Origin of the sequence: Rodentibacter ratti, assembly GCF_002000485.1 — a bacterium.
GTDB lineage: Bacteria > Pseudomonadota > Gammaproteobacteria > Enterobacterales > Pasteurellaceae > Rodentibacter > Rodentibacter ratti.
Map to the genome: position 1 here is coordinate 339,576 of NZ_MLAJ01000002.1, position 26,952 is coordinate 366,527.

Annotated in this window: 24 protein-coding genes and 2 tRNA genes; 8 read left to right on the forward strand and 18 right to left on the reverse strand. The window is 39.1% G+C overall.

Annotation, left to right across the window (positions count from 1 at the left end; translation table 11 throughout):
* The first annotated feature begins 4 nt into the window (after window positions 1-4).
* Entirely contained in the window at window positions 5-1,396 is a 1,392-nt protein-coding gene (cpxA, locus tag BKG94_RS02550) for an envelope stress sensor histidine kinase CpxA (protein ID WP_077433889.1), read from the forward strand.
* 33 nt (window positions 1,397-1,429) lie between these two features.
* Here cpxA and BKG94_RS02555 read toward each other — a convergent pair whose 3' ends face one another.
* On the reverse strand, window positions 1,430-3,562 hold the full coding sequence (locus BKG94_RS02555) for a heavy metal translocating P-type ATPase (RefSeq protein ID WP_077434112.1): 2,133 nt from the start codon (window positions 3,560-3,562) through the stop codon (window positions 1,430-1,432).
* A gap of 25 nt (window positions 3,563-3,587) precedes the next feature.
* Window positions 3,588-3,794, reverse strand: a complete 207-nt coding sequence (locus tag BKG94_RS02560) for a heavy-metal-associated domain-containing protein (RefSeq protein WP_077433891.1) — start codon at window positions 3,792-3,794, stop codon at window positions 3,588-3,590.
* 86 nt (window positions 3,795-3,880) lie between these two features.
* Here BKG94_RS02560 and BKG94_RS02565 point away from each other — a divergent pair, with 86 nt between their 5' ends.
* Entirely contained in the window at window positions 3,881-4,273 is a 393-nt protein-coding gene (locus BKG94_RS02565) for a Cu(I)-responsive transcriptional regulator (protein ID WP_077433893.1), read from the forward strand.
* Here BKG94_RS02565 and metJ read toward each other — a convergent pair.
* The 5 genes from metJ to rpmE form a co-directional block, all read right to left on the reverse strand.
* Window positions 4,270-4,587, reverse strand: a complete 318-nt coding sequence (metJ, locus tag BKG94_RS02570) for a met regulon transcriptional regulator MetJ (RefSeq protein WP_077433895.1) — start codon at window positions 4,585-4,587, stop codon at window positions 4,270-4,272. The two genes, BKG94_RS02565 and metJ, sit on opposite strands and share 4 nt — an antisense overlap.
* 205 nt (window positions 4,588-4,792) lie before the next feature.
* Entirely contained in the window at window positions 4,793-5,551 is a 759-nt protein-coding gene (locus BKG94_RS02575) for a glycosyltransferase family 25 protein (RefSeq protein WP_077433897.1), read from the reverse strand.
* A gap of 16 nt (window positions 5,552-5,567) precedes the next feature.
* On the reverse strand, window positions 5,568-6,236 hold the full coding sequence (locus BKG94_RS02580; protein WP_077433899.1) for a glycosyltransferase: 669 nt from the start codon (window positions 6,234-6,236) through the stop codon (window positions 5,568-5,570).
* Window positions 6,237-6,730: 494 nt separating this feature from the next.
* Window positions 6,731-7,615 carry a hypothetical protein gene (locus BKG94_RS02590; protein WP_077433903.1) on the reverse strand — a complete coding sequence of 295 codons (885 nt, stop codon included), beginning with the start codon at window positions 7,613-7,615 and terminating at the stop codon, window positions 6,731-6,733.
* Between the two features lie 227 nt (window positions 7,616-7,842).
* Window positions 7,843-8,055, reverse strand: a complete 213-nt coding sequence (gene rpmE / locus BKG94_RS02595) for a 50S ribosomal protein L31 (protein ID WP_077433905.1) — start codon at window positions 8,053-8,055, stop codon at window positions 7,843-7,845.
* A gap of 216 nt (window positions 8,056-8,271) precedes the next feature.
* Between rpmE and mutY the strand changes: the two genes are divergently transcribed.
* The 3 genes from mutY to mltC are packed head-to-tail and all read left to right on the forward strand — an operon-like array spanning window position 8,272 to window position 10,749.
* A complete protein-coding gene (gene mutY, locus BKG94_RS02600) occupies window positions 8,272-9,405 on the forward strand; it encodes an A/G-specific adenine glycosylase (protein ID WP_077433907.1) in 1,134 nt (377 codons plus the stop codon).
* Window positions 9,383-9,655 (forward strand): oxidative damage protection protein, encoded by a 273-nt coding sequence (locus BKG94_RS02605; RefSeq protein WP_077433909.1) that lies wholly within the window; start codon window positions 9,383-9,385, stop codon window positions 9,653-9,655. The genes mutY and BKG94_RS02605 overlap by 23 nt, the downstream gene beginning before the upstream one ends.
* Window positions 9,656-9,669: 14 nt before the next feature.
* Window positions 9,670-10,749 (forward strand): membrane-bound lytic murein transglycosylase MltC, encoded by a 1,080-nt coding sequence (gene mltC / locus BKG94_RS02610; protein WP_077433911.1) that lies wholly within the window; start codon window positions 9,670-9,672, stop codon window positions 10,747-10,749.
* 291 nt (window positions 10,750-11,040) lie between these two features.
* Here the strand turns inward: mltC and BKG94_RS02615 are convergent.
* From BKG94_RS02615 to mtr, 4 genes are all read right to left on the reverse strand, one after another.
* Window positions 11,041-11,116 (reverse strand) — tRNA-Asn (locus BKG94_RS02615).
* 13 nt (window positions 11,117-11,129) lie between these two features.
* Window positions 11,130-11,205 (reverse strand) — tRNA-Phe (locus BKG94_RS02620).
* Window positions 11,206-11,441: 236 nt separating this feature from the next.
* Window positions 11,442-12,212, reverse strand: a complete 771-nt coding sequence (locus BKG94_RS02625) for a class I SAM-dependent methyltransferase (protein ID WP_077433913.1) — start codon at window positions 12,210-12,212, stop codon at window positions 11,442-11,444.
* 77 nt (window positions 12,213-12,289) lie between these two features.
* Window positions 12,290-13,546, reverse strand: a complete 1,257-nt coding sequence (mtr, locus tag BKG94_RS02630; protein WP_077433915.1) for a tryptophan permease — start codon at window positions 13,544-13,546, stop codon at window positions 12,290-12,292.
* A 138-nt stretch (window positions 13,547-13,684) separates the two neighbouring features.
* Here mtr and BKG94_RS02635 point away from each other — a divergent pair, with 138 nt between their 5' ends.
* The gene (locus BKG94_RS02635) at window positions 13,685-14,458 is read left to right on the forward strand and encodes a M48 family metallopeptidase (RefSeq protein WP_077433917.1); all 774 of its coding nucleotides are present in this window, start codon (window positions 13,685-13,687) and stop codon (window positions 14,456-14,458) included.
* Between the two features lie 200 nt (window positions 14,459-14,658).
* Here the strand turns inward: BKG94_RS02635 and acrB are convergent, their stop codons facing one another.
* From acrB to priA, 5 genes are all read right to left on the reverse strand, one after another.
* Complete coding sequence (gene acrB / locus BKG94_RS02640; protein ID WP_077433919.1) at window positions 14,659-17,745, reverse strand: multidrug efflux RND transporter permease subunit AcrB; 3,087 nt, start codon at window positions 17,743-17,745, stop codon at window positions 14,659-14,661.
* Between the two features lie 17 nt (window positions 17,746-17,762).
* Window positions 17,763-18,959: a multidrug efflux RND transporter periplasmic adaptor subunit AcrA gene (acrA, locus tag BKG94_RS02645; protein ID WP_077433921.1), complete on the reverse strand. Its 1,197-nt coding sequence runs from the start codon at window positions 18,957-18,959 to the stop codon at window positions 17,763-17,765.
* Between the two features lie 35 nt (window positions 18,960-18,994).
* Window positions 18,995-19,561: an efflux transporter AcrAB transcriptional repressor AcrR gene (acrR, locus tag BKG94_RS02650; protein ID WP_077433923.1), complete on the reverse strand. Its 567-nt coding sequence runs from the start codon at window positions 19,559-19,561 to the stop codon at window positions 18,995-18,997.
* 199 nt (window positions 19,562-19,760) lie between these two features.
* A complete protein-coding gene (gene ftsN, locus BKG94_RS02655) occupies window positions 19,761-20,570 on the reverse strand; it encodes a cell division protein FtsN (RefSeq protein WP_077433925.1) in 810 nt (269 codons plus the stop codon).
* A 77-nt stretch (window positions 20,571-20,647) separates the two neighbouring features.
* The gene (gene priA / locus BKG94_RS02660) at window positions 20,648-22,840 is read right to left on the reverse strand and encodes a primosomal protein N' (protein ID WP_077433927.1); all 2,193 of its coding nucleotides are present in this window, start codon (window positions 22,838-22,840) and stop codon (window positions 20,648-20,650) included.
* Window positions 22,841-22,942: 102 nt separating this feature from the next.
* Here priA and trmB point away from each other — a divergent pair, with 102 nt between their 5' ends.
* Together trmB and BKG94_RS02670 are read left to right on the forward strand one after the other, a co-directional pair.
* Window positions 22,943-23,683 (forward strand): tRNA (guanosine(46)-N7)-methyltransferase TrmB, encoded by a 741-nt coding sequence (trmB, locus tag BKG94_RS02665; RefSeq protein WP_077434114.1) that lies wholly within the window; start codon window positions 22,943-22,945, stop codon window positions 23,681-23,683.
* A gap of 80 nt (window positions 23,684-23,763) precedes the next feature.
* Window positions 23,764-24,108: a YggL family protein gene (locus BKG94_RS02670; protein WP_077433929.1), complete on the forward strand. Its 345-nt coding sequence runs from the start codon at window positions 23,764-23,766 to the stop codon at window positions 24,106-24,108.
* 106 nt (window positions 24,109-24,214) lie between these two features.
* On the opposite strand, the gene BKG94_RS02675 is transcribed toward BKG94_RS02670, so the two are convergent.
* Entirely contained in the window at window positions 24,215-25,252 is a 1,038-nt protein-coding gene (locus BKG94_RS02675) for an ABC transporter ATP-binding protein (RefSeq protein WP_077433931.1), read from the reverse strand.
* A complete protein-coding gene (locus tag BKG94_RS02680; RefSeq protein WP_077433933.1) occupies window positions 25,253-26,902 on the reverse strand; it encodes an ABC transporter permease in 1,650 nt (549 codons plus the stop codon).
* Window positions 26,903-26,952 lie beyond the last annotated feature (50 nt).

Sequence of the window (26,952 nt, forward strand, 5' to 3'; positions counted from 1 at the left end):
CCTTATGCTGCCTCAAAAAAAGTTTAGCCTGAATTATTTAACTATTCGTACTTTTACAGTTTTTTGGCTTGCGTTTTTTGTCATGATGACATTATTGGCCTTATTACCTTATTTAGATAACCGGTTTTACTCAAATCTTCGGGAATATGAAATCGCTACTTACCAAAAAAAATTGGTAGAGTCTATTCGTAATCACAAAATTAAATCACTTCTTTCAGAAGTCCCCTTACTTCCTATTGATCGATTTGATGAAACCCGACCGGTTATTTACGATCCTAGCCGCAAAGAATTTTTTGGTGCATTTAATGAAGAAAAAATCTTTATAGAACGTTTTTTCGAAACGGCAAATGATTTCTCTCATCCTATGCGAAAAAGCTTTGCAAATATTCGGATTTCCGGCCCTTTTCAAGTATATGTTGATAATCTGGATAAGCCCTTTTCAGTTTTTTTTATCTCACGTGCCAATCCTTCTCAGGAAATACTCAGGTACATGATAGATAACCCATTAATATTACTCATATTGACTCTATTAATTACTACACCATTACTTTGGTGGTTTACTCATACTATCGTAAAACCTATTTCCCGCTTGCAAAAAGCAGCAAATAGTGTCGCACTAGGCAATTTTAAAATTGATCCTCAATTAGCTCAAAATGGTCCACTGGAATTACGCCAGGTAGGACAAAGTTTTAACCGAATGGCAACCGCAATTAATGGCTTAATTTCAAATCAACAAAATTTATTATCTTCCATTTCTCATGAAATGAAGACGCCACTTACCCGCCTTCAACTTGCGGTAGCTCTACTTCGTCATCAAACCGGTAGCAACAATGCAGTACAACGGATCGAGAAAGAAATTACACGTATGGATAAAATGATTAACGAGCTACTGCTTCTCTCTCGACAGCAAATGAGTACACAAACGAAAAGATCTATCTTTCCAGCCAAGCAAATTTGGCTTGATGTTGTACAAGATGCAATGTTTGAGGCCAAGCAACGCAATATTGAATTTGAACAAAACTTTCAATTATCAAATTCCGATATATTTTTGAACGGAAATTCAGAGTTATTACAAAGTGCAGTAGAAAATATCGTTAGAAATGCACTGAAATACACCACGAGTAAGATCAAGCTCAGTATTTTTGTCCAAGAGGAAACCCTTAAAATCCGAATTGATGACAACGGATCGGGAGTACCCCCTGATGAGTTTGAAAAAATCTTCCAACCGTTTTATCGTGTTGATGAGACCCGTACCCGTTCGACAGGCGGTACTGGATTAGGTTTAACTATTGTTTTAAATATTATTAAAGAACATCAAGGTAAAGTATGGGCTGAAGAAAGTGAGCTTGGAGGACTGGCCGTGACTATTGAGTTGCCGCTTTGGTTGAATAAGTAATAGTAAAAATAAGGCGGATAATTCCGCCTTATTTTATTGTTTAATTTTCAATCGTTTTAATCTTAATGCATTCGTTAATACGGAAATAGAACTTAATGCCATTGCTGCGCCTGCAATGACAGGATTTAAATAACCCAATGCGGCAAGGGGTATTCCAAGCACATTATAAATCAACGCAAAAAAGAGATTTTGTTTGATATTTTTTAATGTGGCTTGTGCGATAAAAATCCCATCGGTAAGTTGCTTTATCGATTGCCGCATTAGGGTTGCCGAAGCCGCTTGCGCTGCGACATCGGAACCCGATTTCATCGCAAAACTCACATTTGCCATCACTAATGCCGCCGCATCATTAATACCATCCCCTACCATAGCAACAACCCGCCCTTCCTGCTGTAAGGCTTGAATTCTCGCTGCTTTATCACGAGGATTAAGTTTACCGAACGCTGTCGTAATATTGAGCTGCCTTGCGATATAATCCACAACAGATTGGCGATCACCACTCATAATAATCACATCAATATTATTTTGTTGTAAGCGTTTAATTGTCCCTTTACTTTCTTCGCGTAATGTGTCGGTTAAAGCAAATGCACCGACAATTTCGTTATTAATGGAAACGGCCACAATACTTGCGATATCCCATATACCATTAAGTTGGCTTGGTAGTTGAAAACCACAAAACTCCGGTGTACCCACCTTAACAAAACCGATGCCTTCAACTTCCGCTGAAACGCCTGCGCCTACTTCTGTTTTCACAGAAAGTGCGGTCGGTATTGTGGAGGTTTTTTCCAACGCAAAACGCACAATTGCTTGCGCAATAGGATGTGTAGCGTATTGCTCCACCGCAGCAGTAACTCGATACAAATCTTCTTCTGAAATGACCGCACTTTCTGGTTGCCAGACAGCAGCAATAGTAAGCTCCCCCGTCGTTAATGTGCCCGTTTTATCTAACACGACGGTATTTACATGAGCAGTTTCTTCCATTGCGACTGCATCTTTGAACCAAATGCCACTATTCACCGCTTTTCCCATTCCCGCCATAATGGCAGCCGGTGTGGCAAGTCCTAACGCACAAGGACAAGCGATCACTAACACAGCAACCGAATGAATAATTGCCGTACTAATATTTGCCGTAATCCACCAGGTTAATCCAAAGGTTACCGCCGCAATAATGAGAACCGCAGGAACAAAAACACCGGCAACTCTATCTGCAAAACGGGCAATTGGAGCTTTCGTACCTTGCGCATCAGAAAGCGCTTTCATCATATCCCCAAGCAAAGTTTGCGATCCTAGCTGATTGGCACAGTAAGTTAAACTACCTTCAACCACCATCGCTCCCGCCAATACTGGGCTTTGAACCTGCTTCATTTCAGGCATGGATTCACCGGTTAGATGGCTTTCATCACACCAGCCCGATCCTTCTTCAACAATACCATCTGCCGCAATACGCTCCCCATGATTAGTACGCAAGAGATCTCCTATTTTCACCTGATCAAGCGGAATCGTTTGCCAGGTTTCATCACGAAAAACACTCACTTTTTTCGGGGTAAGTTGTAATAGCAACTCAAGGCTGTTTAAGCTATGTTTTTTGGTTCTCTCTTCTAAAAACTTGCCAAGAGTCACAAAGCCAATCACCATAACAGAGGCTTCAAAATAAATATGATGCAACGCATCATGACCTTGTGCACTGTGATAGAACAACATATAAGTGGAATACAAATAAATGGTTAGTGTGCCACTGCTAATAAGTACATCCATATTTGCCAATCCACCACGAATACTACCAATCGCACCTCGATAAAACGGGATAGCGAGACCAAATTGTACAACGGTTGCCAACACAAATTGCCACATCGGGGGCAGCATTAAACGATGATTGCCAATTAACATTCCAATCATCCCAATCAAAAAAGGAATGTTAATTAACAATAATAGCCAAAGCTGCCAATGAATTTTTCTATCCTCTGGTAAAACGGGTTGCCGATCGTTTTTTAAAATTCCTTTAAATCCCGTTTTTTGAAGAATATTAAGAATATCTTCTGCAGTTGCTTGCGTCGAATCAAAAACCACTTGCGCCTCTTCCACCGCAAAATTCACATTTGCTTGTTCCACAAAAGGCTTTTTGTTCAACACCTTTTCAATTCTGCTCGCACAAGATTGACAAGTCATACCTTCAATTTGGATAGCAATCTTTCTATTCTGTTGCGTCAAATCCCGCCTCCTCAATAGCTTCAATTAATTGTTCGACAGAAACTTTGTTTTCATCAAATTGAATATCAGTGTCCCCCTCAAGAGCGATATTGACTTGCTCCACGCCATCCAATGCTTCCAACACGCGCGTTACACTTTTTACACAGCCCACACAATGCATTCCAGTTACGGTTAAGTGAATATTTTTCATTTATTTTTTCCTTATTTTGTATTGAATAAAAGATTAATGCCGGCTACTATAAACCTTAACTTAAGGTAAAGGTCAAGGTATTTTCTATGAATATTAGTGAAGCAGCAAAATTAAGCGGTCTCACTGCTAAACAAATTCGAGATTATGAAAAATTAGGTTTAATTAAACCGGCACAACGAAACTTCTCCGGCTACCGCCATTATGAAAAAAAAGATATTGAGCGATTATATTTTATTCGACATTCGCGAGATGTAGGTTTTTCTTTACAACAGATAGGACAATTACTCGCTCTGCAAGATAACCCTACCCGCTGTAGTAGTGAAGTAAAAACACTAACAGCAAAACATATCGCAACATTAAAACAACAGATTAAGCAATTAGAAGAAATGGTAGGAGAATTACAAGGTTGGTATGATGCATGTCAAGGCAATGATTGCCCCGAATGCTCAATTTTAGACGGACTAAAAGAAGAAAACTAATAATCCCAACTTTCCGGATCTATGCCTAATTGGAGCATGATTTCTTTTGCTTCTTCCGGAATTTCGTCATTACGATCTTTTATTAAATCAGCATCTGTAGGCAAAGGTTGACCGGTAAACGCATGGAGAAAAGCTTCACAAAGCAACTCGCTATTGGTTGCGTGACGTAAACTTTTTAATTGGCGACGGGTGCGTTCATTAGTTAAAATTTCCAATACCTTAATAGGAATTGATACCGTAATTTTTTTAACCTGTTCACTTTTTTTTCCGTGTTCCGCATAGGGACTGATATATTTGCCATTCCAATCTGCCATAAGTACCTTGCAATCAATAAAAAAATTAAAACTAAATTATCTGTGGTTATTCTAATGAAAAAATAACCAAATAACAATCTAGACGGCTAAATGATAAGTTTTTAGTTTCATCATAGCCATACATCTTGCTATGACTTTAGTTTTATCAATATTATATAGATATAAGTTTCCTCTCTAAAAATGATAAGCCAATTGAATAAAATTTTTAATTTAATATGTTATAAATCAGTCTCTTAAATGTTGTTTTTATATTAAATAACTCTCTTGCTATAATAATTTTAAATGATTTTACTTTCTTTTGTTTTTCAAAGATTGTTGATTCAATCTCATAATCAGCTTCTAAACAAAACGGAAGAATAGCATAAGGAGGAACTTTATTTTCAAAGAATCGATCCATAGTTACATCTACAGTTAAATACCATTCTTTGCTTTGTGCTAAAAATTTTTTTGCTGCTTTTGGAGTTAAATAATACCCTGTTGCACCAATAAAGCCTTTGCTAAATTTTTGAACTGAGAAATCTCCAAAATCTACTACTAATTTTCTTTTATTTTTTAATCTATCGGGTTGCAACCAAAAAAATTCAAAGGTGTTTTTATCACTATTAATAAAAGCAAGAATATCTAAAAAATTCTCTTTAAATTTAGCATCATCTTCCAAAATTATAATCGGTTGATTAAGTTCTACACACTTTTCCCACATTGAGTAATGGCTAGCATAACAGCCTAGTTGGCTCAAAGTTAACGGGTAGCCTTTTACATTTAACCGTTTTTTATTATTGTAACGTTTAAATAATGGGTGATTGGGATTTTCTTTTCCATTGATTCCTTTAAAGAAGTGGATTTCTTGTGTTGAATCATGATCAAATAAACTATCAAACTGTGCTTGCATATAGGCTTTTCGATCTGTTGATTTTTCTAGATTGATAACATATATTGACACTTGACTATTATTTAAACTAGACATTTGATGTCTCCATATTTTACTTTTCATAAAACAAATTATCTAAACCTAATGCGACGTTTTCCATTGAAAACTCTTCAACGCGTTCTAAGGATTTATTACTATATTTTTTATATATATCATCATTAGTTAATAATTCTAAGGTTTCGGCTATGAATTTAGTTTTATCATACATTGGAACGAGCTTACCAAACTCTCCTTTTTCTCCAAGTATATCTTTCGGTCCAGTATGGCAATTCATCGCAATAACAGGAACCCCAAATACCATACTTTCAAGTATTACGGTTGGTAACCCTTCGGATTCAGAGCAATGTAAGAATAATTTTGCATTTTTGAAGTAGGGATATGGATTCTCCATTTCTCCTAGGAATAAAATATCATTTTCCAAACTTAATGATAACACTTTATTCTCAAGATTTTTTCTATTATTGCCATCCCCGATGAAATATAGTTTATGATTTACACCTTTTTTCTTTAATTCGTAGTAAATATCTATAAGCTGTTCGTGTCCTTTTCTATGAGTTAATCTTGATACTTGTAAAAGATAGGGAGTAGAATTTATAACCTGATTTATTTCTGTTTTATTGACACTACCCTTTTCCTTAATTGCAGAAATATCAATTGGATTACTCAAAATAAATAATTTATTCTCATCAATGTCAACTTGTTCTAATATTAATTTTCTCATTTCCCTGCATAAAACAACCACTTTATGATGATTTCTAAAAATATTATAATATTTCTTTTTCCCTTTTTTACTTAAAATTAGATTAGTTGATAGTTGATTATGAATCCATCTAATTGTCTTTATTTCACGTTTCCTAAAGAGTGGATTCCTAATATAGGAATCTAAGCAATTACTAAAATCAACAATATAATCATATTTGTGATATATAGAGTTTATTAAATTGTAATAACGTAGCTTTTGATAATTTTTATACAATCCTATTAGTATTTTTTGATATAAATTATTTTTTTACTGTAGATAAAATTAAAGTCTTTATTACTAAAAGCAAATCTTATATTTTGACTATCTATTTTTGAGTTTGTTTTATAAGTTATTAGTATATCTACATCATGACCTGATTTTTCTAGAATCTTCCTATAATTCATTAGTACAGTTTCAACACCACCAGTTACTAGCCATTTATGTAATATTAAGATCTTCATGATATTATCTCGTTATGGTAATATTTTCTCACCAGAGTGATTAAATCTAGAAAATGCCTCTAGTATATTGCTTTCATTAATCATGTAGTCCTGAACTCGACCTTCTAATTTATGCTCCTTTAAATATGTTCTTATATCAAAATCTTGAAGTAACACCCATTCGTCTCTATTGAAATTACTCCTATGATTTTTTACTATGGGAAAATGCCAGTTAGTGCATATAGTAAAAATTTTCTTTCTCTCTTTCTTAGGCAGGTGAAGTATCTCATAGGCTTCAAATTTGTTGTCAATCCAACCTCGCCAAAATTCAAAGTTTACATTTTTATTATATAAAATCCAGGAATCTCCATTTTCTAAAACTGGGTATTTCTTATGGATGTAACATTTTCCTCCATAACAATGTAGGTTTAATCTACTTAAAATAATACAATCTTTTTTTCTAAATGGAATCCTACATAAGTTTTCTAAAAATTCAGGGATCCAAATATGATCTCCATCAATCTTTATTATCCATTCATTTTTTGGTAATTTTTCCCATACAAAGTTATAGTATGAGTCAAGTCTATTTTTTATATCTATCGAATCTTCCATATAGATTTTATTGCTAGCAGGAATTACATCATAAGGATATTCTACAGGAATGAACTGTGGATATTTTTTACAAAAATGTAAAACATATTCCTTTGTTCCATCAGTACATGAGTTAAATCCAATTACTCCCCCTCTTAAAACAGGTAATACACTTTTTAAAGCTGCATCAATAGTTTTTATCTCATTATGAACACGAATAAATGCATAAGGTTTAATTGGTTTACGCCAAGAATATAGCTTTTGAATTTTTTCAGTAACTCTTAAACGTTTTGATAAACCCAAATAAAATAAAATTATCTTTAACATATGTATCCTTGATTTTTAATAGTAAAATATTTCAAATTTATTTGTAGTGAAATTAATTAGATTCCACATAATATATGAAAATTAAAATAATTTTATTAATAAAAGAGAACAAAATTATTTTTTTGTAACATTTAAGATTTCTTTTCCCATTGGTTTTACTGGATTTTACACATTTTCTAGGCAAAACAAAACCCCACCAGTTGGTGGGGTTTTTAACAAAGTTCAAACTATTTTGAACTTGGAATTTTGAAACGGCTGTTGAAACGTTCAACACGACCGCCGGTATCTACAACACGTTGTTTACCGGTATAGAATGGGTGACAGTTACCGCACACATCAAGGTTGATATTTTTACCTAAAGTTGAACGGGTTTTAATCACGTTACCGCATGAGCAAGTCGCTGTGATTTCTTTATATTCTGGGTGAATACCTTGTTTCATAGAAAACCTCAAAATGAAGCCACGCCGCTATAAGAACTTTCTTCTTACACCGCGTGAGTTAATAATCGCCGTTATCCGGCACCAAATAGACCGCAAATTATACTGAAAAAATGAGATTGATCAAGAGGGGCTAAATGGTAAAATCTGCCCTTGTTTTCTTTAAGAAAGAATAAAATTTACTTAATTTTTTGACTGCACTTTTGACTCAGGAAAGTTATGTTAGCACAATCTTCCCCTAATGCTCCTTTTGCACAATCCGTATTACAATGGTATGACAAATTTGGACGTAAACACTTGCCTTGGCAACAAAACAAAACATTGTATGGCGTTTGGCTTTCAGAAGTGATGTTACAACAAACGCAGGTCGCAACTGTTATTCCTTATTTTGAACGATTTATCAAAACTTTTCCAAATGTGACCGCACTTGCTAATGCTTCACAAGATGAAGTGCTTCATTTGTGGACAGGGCTAGGCTATTACGCTCGGGCACGAAACTTACATAAAGCGGCACAAAAAATTCGAGATGAATTTGGTGGAGATTTCCCCATTGATTTTGAGCAGGTTTGGGAATTACCGGGAGTAGGGCGTTCTACTGCCGGCTCAATTTTATCTTCTGTATTGGATCAACCATACCCCATATTAGACGGAAATGTAAAACGTGTACTTTCACGTTATTTTGAGGTAAAGGGTTGGCCCGGAGAGAAAAAAGTAGAAAATCAGTTATGGGACTTAACCGAGCAAGTTACACCGACAGAGCATGTGGCGGATTTTAATCAAGCTATGATGGATATTGGTGCGTTGGTCTGTACACGAACAAAACCCAAATGTGATCTTTGTCCTCTGAAAAAAAGCTGTTTAGCCTATAAAAATGAAAGTTGGGCACAATTTCCCGCTAAAAAACCTCAAAAAAGGTTACCGGAAAAAGAAACATATTTTTTGATTTTGTCAAAAAATGGCAAAGTATGGTTAGAACAAAGGGAGAACTCAGGTGTATGGGGCGGATTATTTTGTTTCCCACAATTTGAGTCACAAGAAGATTTGCTGGCTTATTTAATTAACGAGGATATTTCTCACTATCAGCCTTGGCCAAGCTTTCGCCATACATTTAGCCATTTTCATTTAGATATTCATCCTATTTACGCGGAAATAGGCAATATTCAAGCTGAACAGGAAAATCGAGATTGGCATAAAGTGATGGAAAAACCAAAAGAATATAAACCAAATCTATCAAGAGAGGTCAAATATTGGTATGATCCCCAAAATCCTGAACAGATAGGGTTAGCGCAACCTGTAAAAAATCTATTAACACAATTTTTAAGGACTAACTATGACAAGAATAGTGTTTTGTGAGCATCTCAAAAAAGAGGCTGAAGGCTTAGATTTCCAACTCTATCCTGGAGAATTAGGAAAACGAATTTTTGATTCTATCAGCAAACAAGCTTGGGCTGAATGGATAAAAAAACAAACAATGCTCGTCAATGAGAAAAAACTCAATATGATGAATACAGAACATCGTAAATTACTTGAACAAGAGATGATAAACTTTTTGTTTGAAGGCAAAGATGTACATATTGAAGGCTATGTTCCTCCATCAAATTAATTGGCAATAAGATAATGAAAAAGTATTTGTTATTGGCATTACTGCCGCTTTTGTATGCTTGTGGTGATTCGTCTAACCGTCATCGAGGCATTAATTACGATGAAGTGTTTGCGAAAGATACGCAAGGGCTGGATATTCTCACCGGACAATTCTCTCATAATATTGACCGCATTTGGGGGGTTAACGAACTACTCGTTGCTAGCCGTAAAGACTACGTGAAATATACGGACTCTTTCTATACACGTAGCCATGTAAGTTTTGATGAAGGTAATATTGTGATTGAGACACAAAAAGATCTCAATCGATTACATAATGCGATTGTACACACCTTATTAATGGGATCTGATGCAAAGGGAATTGATTTATTTGCATCAGGAGATGTGCCTATTAGTTCAAGACCTTTCCTATTAGGACAAGTGGTCGATAATAACGGACAACAAATTGCAAACCAATTTATTGCAAGCAACTTTGCAACTTATTTAATTCAAAATAAATTACAAACCCGCCGATTACAAAATGGTAATATGGTACAGTTTGTTGCAATTCCGATGATCGCTAACCACGTTGAAGTCCGTGCGCAAAAATATTTGCCATTAATTCGAAAAGCCGCTCAACGTTATGGTATTGATGAAAGCTTGATTTTGGGGATTATGCAAACCGAATCGAGTTTCAATCCTTACGCCATTAGCTATGCTAACGCTATCGGATTAATGCAAGTCGTACCTCATACGGCAGGGCGTGATATTTTTGCAATGAAAGGTCGGGGAGGCCAACCTTCCACACGCTATCTATACGATCCGGAAAATAATATTGATGCCGGTGTAGCCTATTTATGGCTTCTGCAAAATCGATATTTAGACGGTATTACTAATCCAACGTCTAAACGATTTGCGATGATTTCCGCTTACAACAGTGGTGCTGGTGCTGTATTACGTGTATTTGATAATGATAAAGATGAAGCTATTTACAAAATCAATCAAATGTATCCTGAACAGGTTTACCGTATTTTGACAACAGCACACCCATCATCACAAGCGAGAAATTATCTTTTGAAAGTTGATCAAGCACAGAAAAAATTCCGTGTAAGACGATAGGTTATCGTCAAAAATTCTATATAAACTTAGTCTTAGCTTAAAGGTGATCGCTTAGGTGATCACCTTTAAATTAGGAATCGCTTATATTCTTACTTTTTCTCTCCTGAAATCTCTCCCTTAATGATTTACAATCAAGTGCTTTTTATAATTTCTAGACAACGAATTCGAGCTAAATAGATTGACAACTCTTAATTAAAAAAGGATTTTAGAAATAAAACAGTATTATTTATTTTAATATTTTCAGAAATAGAAAATTGGATAACAACTAAAAAAGGAAAAGTAAGATTAAGTTGGCTCCTCCTGCTGGACTTGAACCAGCGACATATGGATTAACAGTCCACCGTTCTACCGACTGAACTAAGGAGGAGTAGATTTTGAAATGGTGCCTCGAGGCGGAATCGAACCACCGACACGGGGATTTTCAATCCCCTGCTCTACCGACTGAGCTATCGAGGCGTTATCACTATAGGCTACTGCCTGACAACGGAGCGTATTAAACTATTTTTTCGCTTGCCGGTCAACAACTAAATTTAAAAAAAGTGAAAAAATAAGTGTGTTTGAATGGTTAATAATCAAAATGTTTATAAAAACAACGGATTTTATAAAACACATCTAAAAATAACCGCACTTTTAATAAAATAATCCAGCCAAATACAGGTAATAGCTATATTATCCATCGGGTAGCCTACCAATTATTCGCTCTTCTTAATCAGCTTTGCCCTAACAAATAATAATACCGGCCGATGCTGCAAATCTTTAAATTCAGCGTGCCATTGAGGCTGATCCGCAAGCATAGGCTCGGCCATTTGCTCAATTTGAAAACCTGCGGCAATTAAATGATTGATAATGGTCGCCGTGGTGCGGTGATAGGTTTTAAAAGGTTGTTTAAACCAGTTTCTCTCACGCACTCCTTCATCACGATAATGATTTAAACGATATGCCACCTGTTGTTTATTTTCATCTTTTTCCCAACGCTCCCCTACTTTATGGCAAGTGGTGATGGGATGTTCTTGAGAAAAGACTAATGTGCCGTTTGAAGTTAATTTCTCACGAATGGCCATCAATAATGCAGGAAAATCTTGCACATAATGAAAAGCGAAAGAGCTAGTGATGACATCAAAATGACTGTCAGGTAAATCCGCCAAGTTTTCCATTGCTAATTGATGTAAAGAAAAACGTCCGTGAAATTGACCGCACTTTTCCAAATCTGTTTTCGCTTGTTTTAACATATTGGCAGATAAGTCCATCCCTACCACAGCACTTGTCCCCTGTGTCAAGTAAAGTTGTAAATGCCCACCGGTACCGCACCCAAGATCCAGTAATTTTTTGCCTTGAAGATCAGGCAAAAGAGAGAGCATTGTCGGTTTTTCTACCATTTCATTTAGACTAATCGGGTTTGCCCGGAGCTTTTGATAAAGCTCAAAGAAGTTTTCCCTATCGTAAACACTGGTTTTATTGTTCATTGATGATTCCTACCAAACTAAAGGCTAAAATTAAAAAGGGCGTATATCATACGCCCTTAGAATACGATAGGATACGATTATCCCGTAAAACTCGCAAACCAGCCTAAATTAGCCCCTACTTGTGCCACAATATTTAGCACACCAAAAAGGATAACAAAGCCAATCATAAAATTGCCTCCATAAACTTTATAACTGGCATTCGGGAATTTTTGACGGCTTGCCTTCGCAAGTAATGCCGGCACAATAGCTGCCCAAATGGTTGCGGCTAAACCCGCATAACCAATGGCAATCACAAAACCATAAGGAAACTGGAGACTTAATAATAGAGGGGGCAAAAAAGTGACTAAGGTGGTTTTTGTTCTGCCCATTAGGCTGTCGTCAAATTTAAATAAATCCGCAATATAATCGAATAATCCCAACGTCACGCCAAGGAAAGAACTGGCAATTGCCATATAAGCAAAGAAATTCAAAATCACCGCAATATAATCGGTTTCAATATACGTGCGTAATGCTTCAAGTAACGCTGAAACATCCCCCCCTTTTTCAATCACCGGGGCAAATTCCGCACGGGGTAAATTTCCTTGAATCGCAAGCTGCCACAAAATATAGATAATGAGCGCTAAACCGGTGCCGGTAAAAATGGCTTTCATCACCCGATTGCCGTCACGATGGTAGTATTTCACCAAACTAGGAACATTGCCGTGGAAACCGAAGGAAACCAAACACACAGGAAGTGCGGTCAATAAATAGGGTAAATATTGTTGCTCACCTTGTGCAACAGTATTAAGTAAAACGTCCGTTTTGACTGATCCTAACAAACCGGCTGTTGAAAGAAAAAAGGCAATGACCATACCGCCAATTAATACCGTTGTAAAACGATCGACCGCTTTGGTTGAAAGCCAGACAAATGCCGCTAAAACGATACAAAAAATAAGCGAACCGAAAGTACGCCCAATATCAACCGCACTTTCAGGGGTGCTCAACAGCTGATTGAATAAATTTTGTGTAATGCCGCCACCTGAGGTGATATAGGCGTAAGTTAAAATATAAAGCACGAATGCGACGGATAAACCATTAACCGCATTCCAACCTTTACCAAGCAAATCTTTGACAATCGTATCGAAACTTGCCCCTGTGGGATAATGTAGGTTGGCTTCTAAAATCATTAAGCCCGATGTGGTCATACAAAACCAGGTATAAATCAATGCAAGAATAGAGCCGATAAACCATACACCGGCGGTTGACGTGGGGTTTGCCAACATACCGGCACCAATCGCCGTACCTGCAATAATCATCGCACCGCCTAATAAAGAAGGGGATTTTTGTTGTTTCATAATTGATTCCTAAAGGTTAATTTTGCACTATTATAGTAGTACAATTTCAAAACTCAATTGTTTTTTATTAGACAATGCGAGCTGACTTTCCTTATAATTTCACTGTCTCTACCGTTATACTCACAATAGGAATCTCAAATGAAAAAATACATCAAATCCTTTGCTTTTGCCTCCGTGGCGGCTTTTGTGCTAAATGCTTGTGCAGATTCAGCCTCTATCAATCAACAAGCGGCATCCAGCTATGCTCAAGAAATGGGTAGAATTCGCACACAAGGGGCTGTGGATACCACCTCTCAAACGGCAAAACGTATTCATCGAATTTTCAACAAAATGGTCCCTTACGCCAACAAAGAAAACCAAACCGGTCAACCTTTTAACTGGCAAATCACTGTTATCAAGTCTAAAGAATTAAATGCTTGGGCAATGCCGGGCGGGAAAATGGCATTTTATACGGGTTTAGTGGACTCATTAAAACTCAATGATGATGAAATTGCCACCGTAATGGGACACGAAATGGCACACGCCCTAAAAGAGCATGGTAAAGCGAAAGCGAATTTTGGAATGGCGACAGGCATTGCCGCACAATTAGGTCATATTGCACTTTCTACCGTGGTAGGATCAGATCTTAGTGGCATTGCAATTGGCTTAACGAAGGATTTTGCCTTAGATAAACCTTACTCCCGTAGTGCGGAAACTGAGGCCGATGAAGTCGGCTTATTGCTTATGGCAAAATCAGGCTTTAATCCGCAATTCGCTCCCGGTTTATGGGATAAAATGAAAAAAGCGTCCGGTGGTTCAAAAGGCGCCTTAGATGCCCTAGCCTCTACCCATCCAACAGATGAAGATCGCCAAGAAAACTTACGCCGTTTACTTCCTGAGGCGATAAAACTTTACGAAGCATCAAAAAAATAAAAAACATTCGGTATTATGTAGCAAACGCACAAAAACAGAAATGTTAACAGAACGTAGGGACACACTGCGTGTGTCCGTTTGTAACGTATTGAAATAATTTGATTTTATTTCGGACACACGCAGTGTGTCCCTACAAGAGAACAAAAAAACAAAACCGCACTTTCGTTTCCAAAAGTGCGGTTGAATTTTACAGTATTTTATTAATGTGCGGCTTTGCCTTCGTTTTCTTCAAATACCGGTAATGGTTTATGTTCGGTTGCCACATAACTATAAACTACCGGAAGTACAAACAAGGTAAAGATGGTACCGATAGACAAACCGGCCACGATAACGATACCGATACTAAAGCGTGATACCGCACCAGCCCCCGTTGCATAAAGCAATGGAATCAACCCTGCCACCATCGCAGCAGTTGTCATCAAAATTGGACGCAAACGCACTTTAGCCGCAGCTGTAATCGCATCAATGCGGTTTTTGCCGTGCAATAATTGCTCTTCTTTCGCCACTTCACACATCAAAATACCGTGTTTGGTAATCAAGCCCACCAAGGTGATTAATCCCACTTGTGAGTAAATATTTAAGGTTGTGCCTGAAATACCGAAGAATGACAAGAAATTCAGCGTTAATAATGCACCACTCACTGCCAGAGGGACAGAAATCATAATCACCATTGGATCGCGTATCGATTCAAACTGAATCGCCAACACTAAGAAGATGATAACCACCGCTAATGCAAAGGTCACCGCCAACGCATTCCCCTCTTGTACTAACTGACGGGATTCCGAACGGAAATCGTAAGTATAGCCCTGCGGTAAGGTGGTATCAGCGTGTTGTTGTAACCATGCCACTGCATCTCCTGTGGAGGTTCCCGGCATAGGTACAGCTTGAATCGTGGCTGCATTTAACTGGCTAAAACGTGGTAATGAAGTGGGTTGGGTTTCCAACTTCATACTGATCAAGCTACTTAATGGTACAGATTCCCCATTACTTGCAGTGAGATAGTAATTTTTGAAACTTTCCGGCGAGAGGCGATCATCACGTTTTACTTGTGAAATCACTTTATAGGCCCGTCCGTCAATATCCACTCGGGTGATGGTGGCTCCGGAAAGGAAGCTTCCTAAAGTATTACTAATTTGCTGCATCGTAATGCCATAGGTGCCGGCTTTTTCTTTATCCACAGAAATCGTCATTTGTGCGGTATCGTATTTTAAATCAAGATTGGTATAAACAAACTTGCCCGATGCCCGCATTGCCTCTAAAAACTTCTCAGCGGTATTTGCCAACGCATTATAATCTTGTGCCGTTTTTAACACGATGGCAACCGGTGGTCCCTGCTCCCCTGTATCAATTTCAGGGAAGTTAAAGGCAGATACCGACACTTCCGGAATCACTTTTGCCTTGGCATTCAATTCGTTCATGATTTCCGGTTGTTTGCGTGAACGCTCTTTCCAGTCCTTCAATGTCACAATGTTGAGGGATTGGTTAGTGCTTGGCGCACCGGCAATACTCATACCAAACCACACTTCCGGGGTATCCATAACGGTTTTCATATAAGGGGTCATGGCATCTTGGATATAATCCACGTTCACATTAGAAGGAGCAGAACCGATTGCAATAAATGCACCTTTATCCTCATTCGGCGTTAATTCACTTGAAAGTGAGTTAAACAGGAACGGTAACGTGGCAAAAATCGCCACGGCAAACACCACCATGGATTTGCGATTTTGCATCACAATATCCAACATGTAGTTATACACATTATTCATTTTAGAAAGTGTGTGTTCTACTTTACGTTCCATCCAAGTTGGTTCGGCATTGGATTTCAGCAATTTACTGGTCATCATTGGTGAAAGCGTTAATGCCACAATCCCGGAAATAAATACCGAACCGGCAAGGGTGAGGGCAAACTCTTTAAAGAGTGTGCCTGTGATGCCGCCCATCAATGCCATTGGCGAGTAAACCGCAATCAAAGAAATCGTCATAGAAATTACCGGTAATGCAATTTCACGGGTACCGATAATCGCAGCTCGGAACGGGGTTTCCCCTTCTTTAATATGTCGGTCAACGTTCTCCAATACCACAATCGCATCGTCCACCACCAAACCGATGGCAAGGATCAATGCCAATAATGTCATCAAGTTAATCGAGAAATCTAAACTTTGTAACATCATTAGCACCCCGATCAATGAAATCGGAATAGTGAGTACAGGAATGATAATGGCACGCAGTGAACCGATAAACATCAGGATCACCACTAATACGATAACCGTCGCCTCCACAATCGTTTTGATTACCTCATTAATTGAGCTGTTAATGGCAATCGTACGGTCATAAAGAATATCCGACTCCATACTGTCCGGAAGCTGTTTTTGAATGCTCGCATAAAGCGGACGAATTTTTTCAGCCACCGTCAATGGATTGGCAGAAGAGGTCGGATTAATCCCTAATACCACAGACTCCCCACCATTTGCAGTCGCTCGTGAATTATCACTTTCTTTATTCAATTCAACGGTAGCAATATCACGCAAACGCACTAAATCATCACCGTTAGAGGTAACAATCAAATTACTTAGCTGTTCTACCGATTTCGTAGTGGTTTCAACTTTATTACGATAGCTCACGTAATAACCGTTATCACTCCCTGCCGCTGTTTGAATGTTATTGGCAGAAAGTGCAGACATCACTTGCGAAGCGGAAAGATTTTGAGCCGCCATTTTTTGCGGATCTAACCAAATACGCATCGCATATTCCGCCGCACCGAAGATTTGGACTTCCGCTACCCCTTCAATGGTAAAGAACTGGGGCTTGACCACACGGTTGATATAGTCCGTCACTTGGCTGGAATCCAACTTATTAGAACGGAAACTAATATACATAATCCCCGTTCCCCCTGATGAGGAGGCCACCGTAGGATCTTCAATACCTCTAGGCAATTCCGAACGCACGGCATTCACTTTTGCCAACACATCCGCCAAGGCCCCTGCCGGATCCGTATTTAGTTTCATTTTTACGGTAATGCTTGAAGAGCTAGGAGCACTTGACGAAGACATATAGTCAATATTATCCGCCTGTGCGATGGACTCTTCCAATTTAGAGGTAACAAATGCCTGAATCAAATTCGCATCCGCCCCAGGATAAGCGGTGGTCACGGTAATCACCGTTGTTGTCATTTTAGGATATTCACGCACTGCCAATTTCGAAATCGCCTGCAAACCTAAAATAATGATAAGCAAACTGATCGAAACCGCTAAAACAGGGCGACGAATAAATATATCAGTAAATTTCATTCGTATTTCCTAGCCTATTAGAGATTGGTTTTCTTCGCAGGTTCGGTTCCACCAACGATATCTTTTTTAATCCATTCAACAAGGCTGCCATTACCAATACCTTGCTGACCGCCGGTAATAATTTTATCACCCACTTTCACTTCATCGCCTTGTAATTGAGAATAAATCCCTTGGCGATCTTTGGTAAATACCGTGATCTGTTTTGCACGATAGAGTGAATCTAATTTTGGATTATCGGCAAATTTCGCTTTATCTTCTTCAGATAAAGGCTCTAACAAATAAGAAATCTCACCGTACATGTTATAGCTCACCGCCACTTGTGGTACGACAATTTGATTAGTTTCTGTCGGTAATGCAATGCGTAAACGTGAGAACATACCGGAAAGTAATTTACGTCCATCTTCAGGCTCGAAAGTCGCTTGAATATCCACTAAACCTGTTGACGAATTAATTGCCGGTTCAATTGCCGTAATACGTGCGGAAAAGGTCTCCCCTTGGCGGGCATCGGTTGTTGCAGTAACACGTTGATTGAGGTGCAATTTATCTAATTCGTTTTGTGAAATCGAAAAATCAATTTTCATTGAACTGGTATCTTCTACACGAACAATTTCCGTCCCCACATTCACATATTGACCGACATTAACCTTTACAATACCGGCTTTACCATCAAAAGGCGCAACAATCTGACGACGTTCAATAGCGGCTTTTAAAGATTCAATGTTCGCCACTTGTGCATCATAGGCGGACTTCGCATTATCCACCTCTTGACGGGAAACCGCATTGCTTGCTAATAAATTTGCATAGCGCTGATAGGTTTGACGTAATGCAGGAAGTTGCGCTTGAGAGGCTTTAAGACTTGCCCGTTCAACAGAACTATCAAGTTCAACTAAAAGATCACCTTTTTTTACAATTTGTCCATTTTGAACAAATACATTGGAAACCGTTCCCGCATTCTGTGCGCTTAACATCGCTCCTTGATTTGGTCGCACAAGCCCCGTGGTATTAATCACCGGGGTCCATTCTTTTGCCTTGACTTCCAATGCTGTAACAGGGCTTGAAGACTCCGGCATATTTGCGATAGCCTTACCGATCATAATGCCTCGTAACACATTAAAACCGATAACACCGGCAAAAATTAAGACAAACACTACTAAAATGATTTTCATATAGAAAACATGCGAGCGTTTTGGTCGATTGGTTTGAGTTTGACTCATTTTATAAAAGCTCCGATAAAAGATAAAAATAACGATTATTTCTGAATTGCCCGCCAAGAGCGTTCAACTACAGATTCTAAAATTTCACTGGTAAGTTCTACACTGAAAAACTTAATATCCGATGCCATCGTCATTGCTGTTTTTAAGCTTAACTGAAAAAGAACCTCATCCGGTAAATCTGCTAATTCATTTGCCGCCTTTGCTTGAAGGCAAAAATGATCCCAACGACTATTATCAATTTCCCGACAAAGTTCAGCAAAGTTAGGTAAAGACTGATACTGATTCAAGTTTGATAAAATCGTGGGGTTGTCTTGCAAAAACTGCCAAATGTTCCACCACATTCGTCGATATTGTTGAAAAAAGGATTCTGATTCATCAAAATCCTTCTCCAGTGCTGCCATAAACATAGCAAACACACGCCGGGCAAATTGTTCTAACAATTCATCCTTATTTTTAAAATAAAGATAAATCGTTCCAGCTGCTACTTTGGCTTCTTTTGCCAATTTATGCATCGAAAGTTGATTTAAACCTTCCTTTGCCATTAAGCAATCTACCGCCATAAAAATTTGCTCGGCAAGATCTGTTTTAGAAGAGTGCCGCATAAAAAGTCTTAGGTTTGAAAGTAAAAAAGGGGCTCAGGTAAACCCGCCGAATGAACGAACGTTCATTTTAGAGATTTTTCATTTTTTAGCAAGTTAAAAAATAAAAAAGTGCGGTCATTTTTCACCGCACTTTTCCTTTGTCATTAGTCTGTTGACGTTTTATTTTTTACTGATATTGCCAACAACATTATCATCGCTCCTACATACCGATAATCACACAACCTGTCACAGATTTTGCTTTATCTTGTGCTTGCACTGCGGCATCACGGCTGTTGAATGGCCCTACTCGAACACGATTCCACTCGCCATTCACCATCACCTGCGCATTAATACCGGACATGACTAAACGACCTTGTAAGTTTTCTGCTTGAGCTCGATTTTTAAAAGCGCCACATTGTAAACCAAAACGTTTACCACCGGTTGTGGCGGCTGTAGCAGTATTTGCCGGTTTGGTCTCTTCTGTTTTCGTTTCAACTTTTTTTGCTGTCTCAACTTTCACCGGCTCCGGCTTTTTCACCGGTTCCACTTTCTTCACGGTTTCCGGCTGCTTCTTCACTTCCTGTTTCGGCGCCTCAGTCTTCACTGTCACCGCTTGTTGTGTCACTTTTTCAGCCTCTTCCGCTTTACGCTTTTCCGCCAATTTGCGCGCGTCTTCTGCCGCTTTCTGTTCTTTTTCCATTTGAACGAGAACTTGACGCTGTTCTTCCGTTAAACGCATATTTTTTTCTACACTGGAGGGTTTATCATCGACCGGCACAGTGCGGGTTTCCAGCGCCTTAATGTAACTCCACACTTCCTCCGGTCGATTGGGTAATACACTCTTCGGCTGTGTTTTTTCAGGCTGGCTTACCACAGGTGAAACCGGCTCAGGTGTTTTGCTCTTTAAAAAATAAAGCCCGATACCAAAACCAATCAATACTGTTAAAGCAATACCAATCAATACATTTTTATTTGTTGTCTTTTTTTTCTTATTTGAACCGCGACGAGCGGCAAAATCTCGATGTGCCACAATAAAACCCTAAACTTTAAATGATTTCTAAAAATTTTATAAAACTTTCCAAGTTTACTGAAAAATATCGTGATTTTCTAGCTTAAATCCTGAGGATCCACATCTAAAATCAACCGCACTTGGCTATTTTTTTCCAAATTTGCCTGCTGGTAATCACGTAATGCTGTTTGTAATTCTCTACGAGAGGGGTGCTGTAAAAGCAATTGCCAACGGTATTGCCCCGCTTTTTTGCTAAAGGGTGCAGGCAACGGCCCTAAAATTTGTAACCCTTCAATTTGCTTTGAATGAAAAAAATCTGCGATCCGAATTAAACATTCCTCAGCCTGCTCAGAATAGCGGGCCTGCGCTTTAAACAAGGCTTGAAAGCTAAAAGGTGGCAATCCCATCCCATGACGTAAACGCAACGTTTCTTCCGCAAATGCCTGATAGCCTTTCGCTAATAATGTGGTGAGTAATGGATGATCCGGATAATGGGTTTGTAGCACTACTTCCCCCTGTTTTTCTGCACGGCCGGAACGACCTGCCACTTGAACATAAAGTTGAGCCAATCGTTCTTCTGCGCGAAAATCCAAGGAAAACAACGCACTATCCACATTTACCAAGGCAACCAACGTGACATTAGGAAAATGATGTCCTTTTGCCAACATCTGCGTGCCGATTAAAATTTGGCTTTTCCCTTGTTGAATCGCCTCTAAATAGCCTTCCAAAGACCCTTTTCTAGATGTGCTGTCTCGGTCTATACGTGCAACCGAATAAGTGGGGAATTGTGCTTTCAAGGTTTCTTCCAACTGTTCTGTGCCAAGCCCTGTGGTGACTAAATGGGTTGAACCACAATCACCGCATTGACGCGGAATCGCTTTCTGTGAACCACAATGATGACAACGCAACACACGTTGATGTTGGTGATAGGTATAAGGTTTTTCACAATGGGGACATTGGGCAATCCAACCACATTCGTGGCAAAGCAACACCGGGGCAAATCCACGGCGGTTGAGAAATAATAAAACCTGGTTGCCTTTTTCAAGATGATTTTTCATTCGAGCCAACAACGCTTGGGATAGCCCCTGTTGCACAAGCTGATTTTTTAAATCAATCACAAACTGGCGAAGTGCGGTCGCATTGCCGGCTCTTTTTGACAAAATCAGATGCTTATATTTACCATTTTGGACATTATTAATGCTTTCTAAACTTGGCGTCGCCGATCCCATTAACATTGGAATATTCAGCTTTTGAGCCAACACAATCGCCAAGTCCCGAGTATGATAACGCCAGCCGTCCTGTTGTTTGAAAGAGGCGTCATGTTCCTCATCCAAAATAATCGCACCCCAATTTGCAAATTGGGTAAATAATGCGGATCGCGTCCCTATCACCACCGCACTTTGCCCGGTTTTAGCTCGAAACCACACATTGAGCCGTTGGGTATCATTTAAGTGAGAATGGAGAACATCAATTTCCACATTAAATCGAGCCTTAAAACGCTGAACAGTTTGCGGGGTCAGCCCAATTTCCGGCACTAATACCAACACCTGCCTGCCCGATTTCAAGATTTCTTCAATATACTGCAAATAAATTTCTGTTTTGCCAGAGCCAGTTACCCCATCAAGCAACCACACATTAAATTCACGTTGAAACATCAATTGACTAAAGGCTAAAGCCTGCTGTTTGTTTAACGTCAGACGATTATCAATATTCACTAAGGGCTTATCACCCAAAACCGTTTGCCAATTTATCGGCTCTTTTTGAATTTGGATTTCTTGCACAAAATGTTTGGTTTTTAATGCCGACCAAACAGAAGCGCTAAAATCCCCCTCGCCTTTTTCCAAATCCTTTTCAGACAAACATCGCAAGGCTTCCGCCTGTTTTTTCGAACGCTTTAATTCATCATTCCACAGTGCATTTTTTCCTTCATCGGTGATACGCCAAAAAGTGCGGTCATTTTTCACCGCACTTTCCCCATGACGCAATTTCACCGGCAAGGCTTGAAATAGCACTTCTCCCAATGGGGCTTGATAATAATTCGCCGCCCACCACAACCATTCCCAAGTCACAGACGAAAATAAAGATGTCGAATCTAAAGGTGATACAATTTCCTTTAATTTATCCTTCGGTATCTCTGTGGTTTCCGGCAATTCCACCACAATCGCCACTTTTTTCTGTGCGCCGAAAGGAACAAGTACGCGCGCGCCCACAACCAATGACACATCATCAGAAACCAGATAATCAAACAAACGGGGAAGCGGCACAGGAAGTGCGACACGGACAATTTTCATAATCACCTTCAGGAAAAAATTTGGCGTATTATACGGGAAAACGAAATGATTTCGTGTATAATCGCCGGCAATTTTACACATTCATTTTGCAATCTAAAAGTTATGAAACCTACCTTTGCCGATCAAAAACGTAAAACCGTAGAAACGGCTGAATTTACCGAAGATGGTCGTTATAAACGTAAAGTACGCAGTTTTGTGCTACGCACCGGGCGTTTAAGTGAATTTCAAAAAAATATGATGAACGAGCATTGGGGAGAACTCGGCTTAGATTATCAAACCGCCCCTTTTGATTTTGTCAGCATTTATGGTAATACCCATCCGGTGATTTTGGAAATCGGTTTCGGTATGGGAAAATCCCTTGTGGATATGGCGTATGCCAATCCTGATAAAAATTATCTCGGTATTGAAGTGCATACCCCGGGTGTCGGTGCCTGTATTGCCTATGCCGTAGAAAAAGGCGTGAAAAATCTTCGTGTGATCTGCCACGATGCCACTGAAATTTTACGTGATAGTATTGCGGATAATACATTGGGTGGATTACAGCTGTTTTTCCCCGATCCTTGGCATAAAGCAAAACATCACAAACGCCGTATTGTTCAGCCGCACTTTGTCGATCAAGTGGTTAAAAAACTGGGTGAAAAGGGCTTTATCCACATGGCAACGGACTGGGAAAACTATGCCGAACAAATGCTGGAAGTTCTTAGTGCCAATACCCATTTAGCCAACACATCAGCACAGGGGGACTATATTCCCCGCCCGAGTTTTCGTCCATTAACAAAATTTGAAGCGCGTGGACAACGGCTCGGTCATGGTGTCTGGGATTTGTTCTTTACGAAGAAATAATTTTTGATTTTATAAAGGCATCAGTAAAATTCTGCTGCCCCATTAATTCCTCATAACAATCCAAATAGGAGAACCTCAAAATGTCTAAATCTTACAATCAACGCCAGCGTAAAAAACTTCATCTTGCCGAGTTCCAAGAATTAGGCTTTTTGGTCAATTTCCAATTTGCCGAAGGCTCTTCAATTGATACCGTGGATGAAGTTGTTGATCGTTTTATCAGCGAAGTGATCCAACCAAACGGACTCGCTTATGAAGGCAGCGGTTATTTACACTGGGAAGGTTTAGTATGCTTAGAAAAAATCGGCAAATGTGATGAAAGCCACCGTGAAACCGTGAAAAAATGGCTTGAAAGCAACGGTTTACAACAAATCGAAATCAGTGAATTATTTGATATTTGGTGGGATTACCCGGCCTCAAAAGCTTAAATCCTTCTAGTTAAAAAAAACAGCATGAAACAGTTATCTTTCATGCTGTTTTTTTCAAAACTAATAAAAAATCGACCGCACTTTGCAAAAGAATTTCTTTATTTTATTAATCCCCTAACTCCTCATTATGGCGTGGGAAAAAGACAAATTCCCGGCATTGAAAAGTGACACTCACGGTAGATCTTAGGGGGAAATCTGTACTTGCATAAGCAATAAGATTAATACCATTAATTGCAAGCTGATAACGATAGTACTGCCCTAGAAAAAGTTTATCAACCACAGTTCCCTGCCCTGCTTTATCCCGTTTAAACAAAATTTGTTCGGGGCGCAGTAACCATTGATAACGGCCGGTGGCATAGTCCATTTCAGGGAAAAGATGGTAAGTACCAATCGGGCTTTTAAGGCTTCGATCGGCTTGAATTTCACAATCGAGGTAATTTGTACTACCAAGAAAATCTGCGACAAAGTGATTGATTGGATTGTGATAAAGCTGGGTTGGCGTACCAATTTGTACAATTTTGCCTTGATCCATGACGGCAATTTTATCCGCAAAAGCAAAAGCTTCTTCCTTACTATGCGTCACAAAAATTGCCGGCACTTTTTGATTTCTCAAGATTTGTTTAATTTCTTGGATCATCGCATAGCGAGTTTGGCTATCAATGTTAGAAAAAGGCTCGTCTAACAAAAGCAATTCAGGCTTGCAAGCTAAGGCTCTGGCGATAGCAACCCGTTGTTGTTGCCCACCGGATAGTTCGTGTGGAAAACGTTGTTCAAAACCATCCAGTTTCACCACGTTCAGCATTTGTTGCGTAACGATTTGTTGTTCATCTTTTGTCAATTTAGCCAACCCAAATTGAATATTTTCCGCAACGGTTAAATGTGGAAAAAGTGCATAATCTTGAAAAATCAAACCGATTTTACGCTGTTCCACAGGCATTGAGTTTATCACCTTCCCGGCCAGTTTTACTGAGCCTTGCGAACTCGGAATTAAACCTGCAATCGCTTTGAGTAAGGTTGTCTTACCGCAACCGCTTGCACCGAGTAAACAGACAATCTCATTTTCTTCAACGTCAAGATCAAGGGATTTTAAAATCTGATTCTGTCCAAACTTGCAGCTCAGTTGCTGCACTTCAAGTAATTTCATTTAACGCTCTTTTTGTGATTGAGAAATCAGCGAACGAGTGAGCCAAATCACTGGGATTAACCCGACCAATACCAAGACAATTGCCGGCATCGCCGCCCGCTCTAGCTGTTCGTCCGAAGTAAAAGTAAAAACGTAAGTTGCAAGCGTATCAAAATTGAAAGGACGCAGTAACAGTGAGGCATTGAGCTCTTTCATACTTTCAATAAAAACCATTAAGGCTGCGGTAATAATCCCCTTTGAAATCAATGGAATATGAATATGCTTAAACATTTTTGCCCCACTTTTCCCCATGGTTTGACTTGCCATATCCAATGTAGGGGAAACCCTTTCTAAACAAGCACCAAGACTTCCGATTGCCATAGCCAAAAAACGAATAGTATAAGCCAACACTAACGCAAATATCGAGCCGGAGAAAATCAGCCCGACAGGTTTTAATTCTAGAGATTTGAGTAGGTTATGTAACTGATGATCAGCAAAACTCAGTGGTGAAAGCAAGCCAATCGCTAACACCGTCCCCGGAATTGCATAACCGAAACTGGATAAACCGAGTGATAATCGGGCTATTTTACTAAAAAACCGACTATCTTTGGAAAGCCTGTAAGCAAAATGCAATAAAAGAGCAATACTAACCGTCGTGATAGCAGCAAGAGATGAGACTTTCAAACTATTCATGGCAAATTTGACAAAATCTAAATTCCACGACTGCTCAAAATAATCTATCGACCAAAAAATCAATCGCCCAAATGGAATAAAAAATGCCATTGCCAACAGGCCCCAACACCATACCAATGCCAAACCACAACGCCATCCTGTTAGCGTTCTAAAATGCGTTTTCTTTTCATAACCACGTTGATAGCTTTTCTGCTTGCGACGGCTATATTGTTCAAGGCTGATAAACAAAAAAATCATCAGCAGCATAAAAATCGAGATACGGCTTGCAGTGCCAAGATCGTGGAAACTCAGCCAAGAATCGTAGATTGCAGTGGTCAATGTGGGAAGTGCAAAATAAGCGACAGTGCCGAAATCCCCCAAGGTTTCCATTGCAACTAATGCCATACCTACCGCAATAGCGGGACGAATAAGCGGAAAAGTTACACGACGAAAAATTTGGAGAGGGGTTGCGCCAAGCATTTTGGCACTATGTTGCAAATTTTCTGACTGTTCCAAAAATGCAACCCGCACAAGGAGAAAAATATAAGGATAGAGTACCAAGGCGAGAACAAAACAAGCACCGTAAAGCGTTCTAATTTGGGGAAACCAGTAGTCACGTGGCGTTTGCCAGCCGAAAATACTACGTAATAATGACTGAAGTGCCCCCGAATAATCAAGTAAATCCGTATAAAGATAAGCGATTAAATAAGCCGGCATAGCAAGAGGTAAGCAAAGCAACCACTGTAATGAACGTTGCCCCCAAAACTGAAAATTCGCCACCAACCATGCAGAGGGTAATGCAAAAAATAATGCCAGTGCGACAGTACCAATCACTAACAATAAGGAGTTAATCACATAGCGACCAAGCATCGTGTTCCAAAGATGAATAAGATTATCCATCTCACCATTCAGAGCATGGTAAGTGATCGCCAATAATGGTAACAGAATGAAAAGTGCGGTTAAAATCGCAAACAGTTTCCAAGATAGGTTACGGGTCATTTTTATTTAAATTATTTTCCCATACGGACCGTATGATTTAGTAAGCCTAG